Source organism: Streptomyces zinciresistens K42, from assembly GCF_000225525.1.
GTDB classification, from domain to species: Bacteria; Actinomycetota; Actinomycetes; order Streptomycetales; family Streptomycetaceae; genus Streptomyces; species Streptomyces zinciresistens.
Map to the genome: position 1 here is coordinate 256,973 of NZ_AGBF01000001.1, position 9,446 is coordinate 266,418.

The following is a 9,446-nucleotide window of genomic DNA, read 5'->3' on the forward strand; positions in this document are numbered from 1 at the left end:
ATCGCCGACCGCCAGACCAGGACGTCGGGGCCGGGCCGCCATCGCCGTCCCCGATACCTGGCCGCCCACCGGCCCGAGCACCCTCCGCAGCGCGAACCGGGTCAGCTCTCCGGCGGAGTTGGGATGGGCAGCTGTCCGGGATCTCCGACAGGGCATCCGTCACAGTGAAGGGCGGCCCGCCGGGGCAGGCGCCGGCGGCGCCTGCCGCTCGCTCCCTCGGGTGGTCAGCCGCCGTCCTTCTGCCGGCGGAAGGAGGCGGGTCCGCTGCGTTGAACCCGGAGCGTCTTCGCGCGTGCCGGGTAGATCAGGCGACCAGGCCGTACAGCGCAGCTTGACGGGCTCGGTACTTCGACGTCATCGCCCGCCCGACATGCGCTGCCATCGCCGTACCTGCTGGAGGCCGCGCGGCGGGTCCCTCGGCCGCCTCCAGTGCTTCGGCGCGTCGGATGATCTCCCGCATCGACAAGCCCTTCTTGAAGTCGGCGCCGATCTTGGCCTCTGTCCGGGCGAACGCCGCGGCGAGCTCCGGCACGCGTCGCGCTCCGTTCACGAGGTCGCTGTTGCATCCGAGGACACAGAAAACGCAGCTCAGGCGCCAGTTTCCCCAGTCGTAGGCCGGGTGGTACGGCAGGCGGGAACGGGCGATCTCCCGCCAAACTCTCCGGTCGTTCCACGTGTGAATAGGTCGCCATGTCGTGATGTGCCGGCGCCCGTTGCTCGCCCCGCGATCGATCTCCACCTCGGCGAGCCTCGCCCGCTGGGTGCTTTCGGCAGCGCGCTGCCCGATGCACGCCAAGATCCGCACGGGACGCCCCAGGTGTGCGAGCTCGTTGGTGAGCCGGGTGTAAAGGGTCCGGATCGGCCCCCGCTTTTCACCGCTCGTGCACCAGCGCGCCGAACTCGACGGCCAGGCCGGCGCGACCTTCGCCTGCGTCGGGTCCTCGCCGCGCTCGAGAGCTTCCTCCTCCGCCTTCGCCTTCAGTTTGCCGTGGCGGGTTTCGACCCGGTCGAGGAAGTCGACGCCAGAGGTCACCACCTCGAACCGTCGGACCCCGCACAGGCGGGCCTGCAGCTCGGCGAGCTCGCGGGTACCTTCCCACTCGGCCCGGCCCAGGTCCGCGTGCACGACGACGACCTTGTCCAGCATCCCCAGAGCCTTCGCGCGGCGGACGACATACGAGAGCATCGCCTGGCTGTCCTTGCCTCCGGAAGACGACACGACCACCCAGTCCGCGTCCCGGATCAGGTCATCGGGAACGGTCGTCGACGGCGTGAACGGCACGGACGGGTGCACAACCCGCCTGCGCCTCCGCTTCGGCTTGGGCTTCGGAACGACCAGGACGGCCGCGGGGACCTCCTGCGGGTCCTCGAGGCCGCTCAGGCTGAAGAGGGCGTCTGTATGCATAGCGGGGCGTCCTTGAGGGTCGGTGCGCATCGGGCCGGGGCGAGGCCTGGGCCGTGCCCCGGGAGCCGGTGGTCGAGCCCGTAGTGGGGTGGGAGGGGCGACCGCCCCAGACCGGGGCGATGAGTCGAAGGCACGGCACCGGAACGGCAGCTCCGGTGCCGTCTGGACGAGGCCACGGGCAGCCCGGAGCTGCCGTGTCAGCCCGCAGTCGTCACGACCCGCCCTCCTGCGCGGCGGCCTGGGGCCCGCAGCCCGGCTCCCACGAGAGGTGGATGACTGCCGGACGCTCACCGGGTTCGTACGCGAAGTGCCACCTCAGACCAGCCTCGTCCGTGGCACGCCGACGGCCTGCGTGGTTCGACGGAGGGTCGGGCTGTACGTGGGTGCTGCGGCTGTACGCGGCCTCGACCACCTTCTTCCCCGTCGAGCGGGTGAACTCCGTGCCGAGTACGTCCCGGGCGAAGCGGCGCAGCACCAGGGTGGTGAAGCGGACCGGGAGGCCGTCTTGCAGCGCGAGGACCCAGCCCTTGTCCCTCCGGTGGCCGCTTCGGCTTCGGCTTCGGCTTGGCACACCGGCCTTGACCTGGCCGTAGGTCCGGTCGCGGTGCGCGGTGCTGTAGCCGAGGACGCGGTTCGCATCAGCGGAGAGCAGGAGGGAGAACCCTTCTCGGGCCAGCAGCCGCCAGGCACCGCCCTCGACGCGCTGATGCGTGCCGGTGGCGATGAGGTTCTCCAGCAGCGAGCGGATCTCCGCTTCCGCCGTCGCGCGGTCGCCCCCGTGCGTGGCGCAGTACCGCTCGATCGCCGAGCGGGTCACACCGAGCTGCGGATCGTGCGCTTCGTCGGAGGTCAGAGGCAGTCGATCCGTGGCGGCCGTGACCGGCTCGCGCGTGGAGGGAGCGGCCGGGCACGGGACTACCGGGTCGGTGGGCTTCTGTGGGCGCCGGAAGCCGGCGCACGTGCCGCACCACCCGTCGGCGCGCCGTGTCGGCCGGTGGCAGCGGCTCCCGCCCCGCTCGTAACGGGAGCAGCGACTGTTGCTCGTGAGAGCCGCCAGGGAGGAGGGGTTCGGTCGGTTGAGCATGCGTGGTCCTTGCGGGCGGAAGGCAGATCGAAGGGGGACGGCGCCCCTATCCGGCGAGTCGGACGTCGAGGCTGAACACCAGGTGATCCGGCGGCAGTTCGTCGAGGTAGCGGTTGGCCAGATCCAGGTAGCGCGTGCTGCCGGTCTCGGCGTCGTCGTCGGCGTCGATGAAGGACGGGTTGATGTGGAGGGTGCCGTCGACCGTCAGGAGAAGGTCGCCGGGAACGGCCCGCTGCCGGGCGCGTTCGACGAACGCATCATGGCCCAGCGCGACCAGGGCGGCAGTATCGGCTTTCCGGCGGTGCGACCGGGGCACGTCAAGGTCGGTGAGGACCTGGAGCTGCGGTTGGGCGCGGAACTCCTGCAGTGCCCGGCCGGGGTCCTGCGGATGGCGCTGGTGGAAGGAGCTGAGAGGGACGGCCGGGGGCAGGATGGCCGTGGCGCTCTTCCACGCACGGTGGAGCCGCGAGGCCTGCGCGGCACGGTGTGTGCGCATCGCGGGGAAGTCCAGCAAGTCTCGGCGGCCGCCGCTGCACGTGGGAAGGCGGGACTGGCGTGCCCGTGAGCTCTGGACGAGACTCCCGTCGCTCGGTGTGACGTCCGGGCGGACGGCGAGATGAGTGTCGTATCGCCCGTAGGCGGTCCAGGTGTAGAGGTCGTCGGGGTACGGCGCGATCGCCTCGTCGATCGCGTCCGCCCAGTCGTGCGGGTCGTTCAGGGGCGGGAGGCAGACGAGCGTATGGCGGGAGGTCATGGTTCCTGCATGGGTGAAGGGCAGCGGCCCGGCACACCGGGCGGCCGGTCGCTGCCGGTCGGTCGTGTTGCTGGGCCCGGTGTCACGGGAGCTGGAGGTAGAGCTCTTCGCCGGGGGCGAGGGAGCCGACTGCGGCATTGGTGAGCCCGCGGAGGATCGCTTCCGCCTGCGGCTGGAGGTCCTGCGGCACCGTGAGCTGTTCGATCCACTCGCGTCCGTGCCGGGACGCGAGCGGCAGATACAGCCCGTCTGCGCTGTAGCGGACCGGCTGCGGCTGGGACCGGGTCGGCTCGAACGCGACCGCGCGGACGACGAGCTGCCGGGCGTGGGCGTCTTCCCGCGCCTGGACCCCGGAGATGACCGGAGTGAGCAGCCGGGCGAGCTTCGCCAGTTCGAGCCGGGTGAGACGCTCGTGGGCGGCGACCAGGATCTCGTGGACGGCGTAGTCGTCCTGAAGGCGGCTGATCTGGTCGAGAACCGGACGGATATCGACGGCGCGGGACGTGGTGGTCATCGGCGGACCTTCCGTGGTGTGAGCGGCGGTGCCAGCGGGCAGCGTTCCGGGCCCGCTGGCCCCCCCTGGTACAGCATCACCCTACCGCAATAAATCCAATTACGCAATCTATCGGGGTGGGTGGAGGCTGCTCAGGAACGCATCCCGGCGGGCGATCGCCTCCTCGCGTTCCTGGTGCGCCTGCGTCAGACCGCTGTCGCCGGCAAGTGCGTCCGCGCAGGCGATCAGCACATCGGTCCCCAAACGCCACAACAGGCTGTTCGCGCCGAGTACAGCCGCCGTAAGCGGGTCGATCTCGACGCCGACCCACCGGTACTGCGCAGCGTCGCGACCCTGGTCATGCAGCAGCCGGGCCTGCGCGCGCCACATGGCGCCCGAGCCGGCCGCCGCCTCGCCGATGACCGTGCCCGGCGGAAGATCGTCGGCGAAGTACTCGACCATGTGATTGGTAACGACGTCGGGCGTGTGGAAGGCGCCGCGGCGGCTCTTCTCCCCGCGGTTGCTCAGCGCCTGCAGCAGCCGGCCCAGCAGATCGGTCGCCAGATAGCGCTTCGGATCGGCGCCGTACTCGAGGATGCCGCCCTTGAACAGATGGTGGGTCATCTCGGTCACGGCCTGCGCGGTCTGCTGAGGCGGATCGGCGAGCCACCGCCACAGCAGGCCGGCCCGCTCCACGAGATACGGCTGGCTCTGCCACAGGTGGGCCCACATCTGCCGGAGCACGACGATGAGGTCGTCCGGATCCAGAGCGGCGACGTCGTGGGCGAGTTCCGGGCTCTGCGCATCGGCCAGCGGGAGCAAAGCGAGCGCCGCCGTGGTGCCCAGGGGGACCTCCAGCGACGAGGAGGGCCACAGCGCCGTGATCGTGTCGATCAGGCGCCGGGCGTGCTCCTGGGGATCCTCGGGGAGGAACGCCCGTCGGGCGTGCGCGGACGGAAGTCAGGTCAGGTCACGCGGGCGGGTGGTCATCGTGTTCCTGTTCATGCGGCGCGGGCGGAGAAGAGGGTGTCGAGCTGGCGGAAGGCGTCGTGGGTGGCCTTGGCGAAGGCGGCGACGCCGCGGAGTCGGTCTCGGTGGGCCTGCATCTTCCGCTGGTGCGCAAAGGCCTGCTGGCTCAGGTCGCTGTCGGCCAGCGTGTTGCCCACCGCGACGACCGCCTTGGGGCCCAGATCCCAGACGACGGTGTTCACCGCTGCTCCGGCGGCCGCGATCGGGTCGAGTTCCTGCATGACCCACTCGTGCTTGTGCGGATCCCCGCCGCGTTCGCGCATGGCCTGCACCATGGAGCGGAACATGCCGCCGGTACCCGCAGCCGGCTCGTTGAACGACTGCCCCCGCCCCGGCTCGGCATCGGCGTCTGATGCGCCGTCATAGAGGAGACGGGCCATCATGTCGGCGACCTCCGGAGGCGTGTGGTACTCACCCAGGCCGCGGCGCGAGCTGTGATGCCGCAGATTGGTGATGGTCCACGACATGAGGTCGATGTCCGAGCGGTAGTACGGATCCTTGTCGCCGGTGTACTGGAGTACGCCCGCGCGCAGTGCGGCCCGGGTGACGGCCGCGACGCCGCGCAGGGCCTGCTCGTCGAGGTCCTCCTCCGTCCAGCGGAAGATCGGTGCGGCCACATCCATGAGCTCGGGGCGCAGCATCCACGTGGCGGCGTACACCTCGGCGTAGCCCTTGGCAAGGACGCGAGGAGGCTGGGCGGCAAAGTAGCGGGAGAGCTGAGCGGCATGGAGCGCGCCCGGGGACTTGATGGGGCACAGGGCCAGGGCCGCGACCACGCCCGCTGGAATGTCCATACGGCTACTGCCGCAGCTGCGGTACCAGGCGTCGGCGACGGATTCTCCGAAGTCGGAGCCGCGCCGGCGTGTGATGGGGAAGGGCGGACAGTCGGTGGTGCCGGCGTGCCGGGCGCATCCCGGATCGCTGCAGTCGGCGGTGCCGTCGGGTTGCGCGTGGCCTGCTGGGGCGAGAGCCGCCGGTGCGGGCCGCTGGGCGGAGGCGAGGGCTGCGGTGAGGCGGGAGCCCAGGTCGGATGGTGCCATGGGTGAAGCTGACTTTCGTGCGCTGTGCTGATGGATCGTGCGGCCGGCGCTGCGTTTCAGCGCGGGTCGGCGGGAAGCCGGGTGGCGGGTGCGACCTTCGGCCATACGACGGTGTCGGGTTCCACGTGGGCGCGCTGGCTGCTGAACCGGCGCCGGGCTGCGAGTTCGGCGTCGTCCGCGCAGGCAGCCGTGGTCTCGTACGACGAAAGGCCGCTGGCGTACAGCACGTTGTAGAGCGCGTCGTAGGCCGCGGCGTCCTCGTGCGGAGTGCGGTAGACGGCGAGCACGGCCATGCCATGGCCGTGGTCGGCGAAGGCGACCGTCCACGCGTCCGGGGCCGCCGGCGGGTATCCGCCGGCCTGCGCCTCGTCGAGGGCCCGGGCGAACTCCGCCGGGTCGGTGGTGGTGTGCTCTCGCCAGGGCAGGAAGCCGTGGCCCAGGGCGTAGCGGCCTTCGGCGTCGGGCCGGCAGCGTTCGAGGACCTTCGGAGGATCGCCGAGGCCGAGGATCTCGATGGCTTCGCCGGTGAACCGGAGGTTGAGGGCGATCGAGGCGTCCGAACGGAGTTCGGCTGCGATCCGGCCCGTCACCTCGCTGGTGAAGCGGGGCTGGATCATGCCGTCGTGCCGGTGGCCGAGGACTTCGGCCGGATATGGCCCGCAGTCCTTGAGGGTGACGGAGGAGGGGAACCATTCGGCCGGTCGGCCAGGAGGCTGGGTGTGCATGCTGCTGTGTTTCTGCGTCGGAGAAGCGCGCCGGGGGGCGCGACTGGCGAGGCGGCGTTCAGATCCGGCAGCTCCAGAGGCGCCGTGGGTACGCAGCCAAGAACCTAGACGTTACCTCCTTAATTCCAATTACGCAATCTAGAGAGTGGTGCCGATCCACAGGAACCGGAACGCCGCCTTGAACTGCTCGTGACGGATCAGCGCGTCGGGCATGGCGCGCAGCAACCGGGCCCGGAACTCCGGGCCATGGGATCGACCCCGCGGGCGCGTCCCGTGGACCAGCTCGTGCACCAGGACGTACTCCAGCAGCGCCGGCGGGAGCTGGAAAACCGCCCAGTGCAGAGTCAGCCGGTGAGCGCGCTCCTGGTAGATGGCCCCGTTGCAGCGGCCGAGGTCGCGCACCGCCAACTGCGGGAGCCGGCGCCGGGTCCGCATGCGCGACCAGTGCGCCGGCGCCTCGCCCTCCAGCCAGGCCCGGCCCGCCCGCGCGTACCAGTCGATGACTGGCTGCGCGCCGTGCCTCTCCAGGTCACCGCGGTAGACGACGAGCAGTCCCGTTCCGTCCTCCTGCTGCCGCATGCGGACCGCAACGGGAGTGTCGACCAGGTGCAGTCGGATGGTGCGGCCGAGCCAGAGCAGCTCACAGCCGTCCACCAGGCGCCTGTTCGGGTGCTGGGGCGCCCTCTTGGCCATCTGCCGGGCGTGGGCCTCCAGGCGCGGGGCGTTCTGGCGGACGAACTGCGTGATCTCGGCGGCCGTCGACGTCGGCAGGATGCGCACGACACGGCGCCCGTCCGGTCGCGTCGTCACTGCATGCGTGGTACGCCGATGTGACACCACGACGTCGAAGGTGCCGGAGGCGAGGATTCCGTCGGCTTCCAGGGCCGCGGTGACGCCTCGGATGAGGACCTCATCCGAGGCGGCGGTCGGGTTCATGAAAAGGGGCTCCTGTCGGTCGGTCCGGCGGGCGGGGCGCCGGCGTCGGCCGGCACGCCCTGCCGGCACCGGGCGCCGGTGGCGTGCCAGCGGGGCAACGCGCGAGGCCCCGGCGGGAGCTGAGCTCGCCGCCAGGGCCATGCAATCGGGGAATGATGGGGTTGGGTCGGGCCGTGTTCCTCCGGTACGGATCGGGCCCGTGACGGACCCGGCCCGGCCCGGTCGGGGCGGTGCGGGGGCCGGGCGCCGCTGCCGATTACGCAGCGCCTCGTGATCCGTCGCCGCCTCCACTGACCATGGCGCGGACGTAGCCGTGCGCAGCCGTGGTGTCCTGCGGGTTGCCCAGGGCGGTGGCGAGGGCCGTGACCAGGGCGCGGAGCTGGTGGCTGAGACTGTCACGGGTGATCCAGTCCCAGGCCGCGTCGTGCCGTTCACGCAGCGGGAGGATCTGACGGGCCAGATCCTGCGCGATCTGGTCGCGGGCGGCCTCGCACAGGGCGTCGACCAGGGCGGCCGCCCGGGGTTCGGGCAGACCGCCGTCGGCAAGCCTTTCGATCATGTCGTGACGCTGGCTCTCCAGGTCGAATGCCTGTTGCCTCGCGCGGCTTCGAGCGGAGGGATGCATGGGGTACTGGGCTTCTCTCTGGGTGGGCGGGGGCGCGTTCTTCTGCGTGGCTGGCTGTGTGTGGCGCCGCCCAGCGGTGGCTGCCCGGCGGAGGGCGTCCCACCAGGCAGCCACCGCTCATGCGGCCATGCGTTCCAGGAGTGCGCGCGTGGCGTCGCTGCGGGTCGAGTCGAGGATCCGGAAGTACGTGTCCTCGTGCCGCCGGAAAGCCTCGTCGAGAGCCTCTTGCAAGTCCGTCTCGGCCAATTGCCCGAGCACTTGCCTCTGTTCGCTGCTCAAGTCGGGGGCGTCGTGCCAGTCGGCGCGCAACTCGGCGACCGTGATCGGATTCATGAGGTCTCTCGCGTGCCGTCGTTGGTCGGCGCCAGGGGCGCGGCCTCGAAGGCGACGCACGCCGGGGTCTCCTTGTGGAGGTCGGGACCGCCGTTCCGGCGGCCCGTGCCGATCACCAGAGCGCACTTCAAGTGCCGCGAGTCGTCGGCAAGTTTCTTCATCTGGAGATGAGCACATCCTCCGCAGTGCTGTCCGGCCTGGAGCGGGCGCCGGGTCGCCGGGTGGATACCTGCGTCCAGGGCCTGTCGTATGAACCCGCGGCCGCGCCCGGTACGGCCCTCGGCCGAATCGGTGCGCTGCGTCGGGGCGCTCGCGGTGGTGGGCGAAATGGTCATGGCAGATCCTTGTAGCTACTGGGAGACGACGGCTGCGGGCGCTTCCGCCGCCGCACCGCGGTGGTGACGGCTGCGAGCGCCGTGGCGCTGACGATGGCGAGCCCGTACGCCGAGTGCATCGCGGCGCGCGCCAGGAAGTCGACGGTGACGGCTCCGTCGGCGAACCGTGCCGGGGTGATGCCGGTGGCCGCCTGAGCCGTCATGCCCGCCCCGGTGGCGGCGGCTGCCGTCACGGCCAGCCCATGGCCCGAGCGGCGTGAGGTGCCACGGCGCGCCTGGACAGCTGTGCGCTCACGGGCTGGAAAAGGTACGGACATGGTTCTCCGGAAGTCGGACGACCGGACGGCGCCTGGCCGTGTCGGTGGAACGCGGCGACCGCATCGGACTGCGGGTCACCGTCACAACACAAGCCTACCGCCATAAATCCAATTATGCAATCCAACGGGGATGGGCGAGGGCTTCCTTCAGCCGGTCCTCGGCGAGCCTGCGGCGAACGGCTTCGGCGATCGCCGACCACACCTTCCCCCGGGCCGGGTCCGCCGGGATCGCCGGCTCACCCTGTACCCCCCGGACCGTGATCACCGTGTCGCCCTGGGGCGGGCGTACGCGATGGCACAGGATGACCGTCGGCGTGCCGTGGCCAGGGATGTACGCCCCGGAGGTGTCAATGACCCACCGCATATCGAA

12 protein-coding genes and 1 pseudogene are annotated in these 9,446 nt (G+C 71.0%); all 13 read right to left on the minus strand.

Features of this window, described 5'->3' with window-relative positions; genetic code table 11:
- Positions 1 to 304 precede the first annotated feature (304 nt).
- Positions 305 to 1,405, minus strand: a complete 1,101-nt coding sequence (locus SZN_RS01300; RefSeq protein ID WP_007490772.1) for a phosphoadenosine phosphosulfate reductase domain-containing protein — start codon at positions 1,403 to 1,405, stop codon at positions 305 to 307.
- Positions 1,406 to 1,616: 211 nt separating this feature from the next.
- On the minus strand, positions 1,617 to 2,222 hold the full coding sequence (locus SZN_RS01305) for a hypothetical protein (RefSeq protein ID WP_139063512.1): 606 nt from the start codon (positions 2,220 to 2,222) through the stop codon (positions 1,617 to 1,619).
- Between the two features lie 313 nt (positions 2,223 to 2,535).
- The gene (locus tag SZN_RS01310) at positions 2,536 to 3,243 is read right to left on the minus strand and encodes a hypothetical protein (RefSeq protein WP_007490776.1); all 708 of its coding nucleotides are present in this window, start codon (positions 3,241 to 3,243) and stop codon (positions 2,536 to 2,538) included.
- Positions 3,244 to 3,325: 82 nt separating this feature from the next.
- On the minus strand, positions 3,326 to 3,757 hold the full coding sequence (locus SZN_RS01315; protein ID WP_007490778.1) for a hypothetical protein: 432 nt from the start codon (positions 3,755 to 3,757) through the stop codon (positions 3,326 to 3,328).
- A 108-nt stretch (positions 3,758 to 3,865) separates the two neighbouring features.
- Entirely contained in the window at positions 3,866 to 4,558 is a 693-nt protein-coding gene (locus SZN_RS01320) for an N-6 DNA methylase (protein ID WP_007490780.1), read from the minus strand.
- 179 nt (positions 4,559 to 4,737) lie between these two features.
- The gene (locus tag SZN_RS42205) at positions 4,738 to 5,805 is read right to left on the minus strand and encodes an N-6 DNA methylase (protein ID WP_007490782.1); all 1,068 of its coding nucleotides are present in this window, start codon (positions 5,803 to 5,805) and stop codon (positions 4,738 to 4,740) included.
- A 56-nt stretch (positions 5,806 to 5,861) separates the two neighbouring features.
- Positions 5,862 to 6,530 (minus strand): hypothetical protein, encoded by a 669-nt coding sequence (locus SZN_RS01330; protein ID WP_007490784.1) that lies wholly within the window; start codon positions 6,528 to 6,530, stop codon positions 5,862 to 5,864.
- A gap of 138 nt (positions 6,531 to 6,668) precedes the next feature.
- A complete protein-coding gene (locus tag SZN_RS37515; RefSeq protein ID WP_007490785.1) occupies positions 6,669 to 7,466 on the minus strand; it encodes a M48 family metallopeptidase in 798 nt (265 codons plus the stop codon).
- A gap of 256 nt (positions 7,467 to 7,722) precedes the next feature.
- Positions 7,723 to 8,025, minus strand: coding sequence for a hypothetical protein (locus tag SZN_RS01340; RefSeq protein ID WP_007490788.1), 303 nt, complete (start codon positions 8,023 to 8,025; stop codon positions 7,723 to 7,725).
- Between the two features lie 183 nt (positions 8,026 to 8,208).
- Positions 8,209 to 8,424 carry a hypothetical protein gene (locus SZN_RS01345; RefSeq protein WP_007490790.1) on the minus strand — a complete coding sequence of 72 codons (216 nt, stop codon included), beginning with the start codon at positions 8,422 to 8,424 and terminating at the stop codon, positions 8,209 to 8,211.
- Positions 8,421 to 8,759, minus strand: a complete 339-nt coding sequence (locus tag SZN_RS40805; RefSeq protein ID WP_030590007.1) for a hypothetical protein — start codon at positions 8,757 to 8,759, stop codon at positions 8,421 to 8,423. Before SZN_RS40805 ends, SZN_RS01345 begins: the two co-directional genes overlap by 4 nt.
- Positions 8,756 to 8,992 carry a hypothetical protein gene (locus tag SZN_RS01350; RefSeq protein WP_007490795.1) on the minus strand — a complete coding sequence of 79 codons (237 nt, stop codon included), beginning with the start codon at positions 8,990 to 8,992 and terminating at the stop codon, positions 8,756 to 8,758. Before SZN_RS01350 ends, SZN_RS40805 begins: the two co-directional genes overlap by 4 nt.
- Positions 8,993 to 9,188: 196 nt before the next feature.
- A pseudogene (locus SZN_RS41840) lies at positions 9,189 to 9,446 on the minus strand (Eco57I restriction-modification methylase domain-containing protein); the annotation flags it as partial.

Coding starts and splice junctions, on each gene's coding strand:
- SZN_RS01300 (WP_007490772.1), bottom strand. CDS start 1,405: ATGCATACAGACGCCCTCTTCAGCCTGAGCGGCCTCGAGGACCCGCAG.
- SZN_RS01310 (WP_007490776.1), bottom strand. CDS start 3,243: ATGACCTCCCGCCATACGCTCGTCTGCCTCCCGCCCCTGAACGACCCG.
- SZN_RS01315 (WP_007490778.1), bottom strand. CDS start 3,757: ATGACCACCACGTCCCGCGCCGTCGATATCCGTCCGGTTCTCGACCAG.
- SZN_RS42205 (WP_007490782.1), bottom strand. CDS start 5,805: ATGGCACCATCCGACCTGGGCTCCCGCCTCACCGCAGCCCTCGCCTCC.
- SZN_RS01330 (WP_007490784.1), bottom strand. CDS start 6,530: ATGCACACCCAGCCTCCTGGCCGACCGGCCGAATGGTTCCCCTCCTCC.
- SZN_RS37515 (WP_007490785.1), bottom strand. CDS start 7,466: ATGAACCCGACCGCCGCCTCGGATGAGGTCCTCATCCGAGGCGTCACC.
- SZN_RS01340 (WP_007490788.1), bottom strand. CDS start 8,025: ATGATCGAAAGGCTTGCCGACGGCGGTCTGCCCGAACCCCGGGCGGCC.
- SZN_RS01345 (WP_007490790.1), bottom strand. CDS start 8,424: ATGAATCCGATCACGGTCGCCGAGTTGCGCGCCGACTGGCACGACGCC.
- SZN_RS40805 (WP_030590007.1), bottom strand. CDS start 8,759: ATGACCATTTCGCCCACCACCGCGAGCGCCCCGACGCAGCGCACCGAT.